Annotated in this window: 1 protein-coding gene; it reads left to right on the top strand. The window is 66.5% G+C overall.

What is annotated here, in order from left to right; all coding sequences use genetic code 11:
- A partial coding sequence (locus tag EOD07_RS36030) for an aldo/keto reductase (RefSeq protein ID WP_206519668.1) occupies window positions 1-859 on the top strand: 859 nt, incomplete at both ends.

Genomic DNA, 859 nt, shown 5'->3' with positions numbered 1-859 from the left:
GTCCGGCGTCGACGAATGGGCTTCGGCGCTGCTGCATTTCCCCGGCGGCATCGTCGCCGAGGTTTCCTGCAGCATCTCGCTCGACCAGGACAATGTGCTGCGCATCCTCGGCACCAAGGGCCGGATCGAGGTGCCCGATTTCTGGTTCGCCGGTGGCAACCGCGATGTCGGACCGGGCCGGATCGAGGTGATCCGGTCCGGGGCGGCTCGCGAGACGATCAGCCTCGGCGAGACGCGTCACCTCTATTCCTTCGAGGTCGATGCCGCCGCCGAGGCGATCCTGGCCGGGCGGCAGGAATTCGCCTGGCCGGGCATGTCCTGGGCCGACAGCCTCGGCACGCTGCGCGTGCTCGACAAGTGGCGCGCGGCCGTCGGGCTCGAATACGAGATCGAAAAGCCGGCTAAGCGGGTCACCACGCTCTCCGGCCGGCCGCTGCGCACCGATGGCGAGACCATCGCCAAGCGTGCCATTCCCGGCCTGCCGAAACCCGTTTCGCTTCTGGCGCTCGGCTTCGAGGATTTCCGCAGCTTCTCCTCCGGTTCGATCCTGCTCGACGCCTTTTTCGAGGCCGGCGGCAATCTGTTCGACACCGGCTTTGTCTACGGCGCCGGCTACACCGAGACGCTGCTTGGCCAATGGTTGAAAAATCGCGGCGTCCGCGAGCAATCGGTCATCATCGCCAAGGGCGCGCATTCGCCGCTCTGTTATCCCGACGTGATCGGCAAGCAGCTCGCCCAGTCGCTCGACCGGCTGCAGACCGACCATGTCGACATCTATTTCATGCATCGCGACAATCCGGACGTGCCGGTCGGCGACTTCGTCGACGCCATGGACGCCGAGGCCAGGGCCGGCCGCATC

This window comes from Mesorhizobium sp. M2C.T.Ca.TU.002.02.1.1 (assembly GCF_003997225.1).
This window is presented reverse-complemented; position numbering and strand designations above follow the sequence as displayed.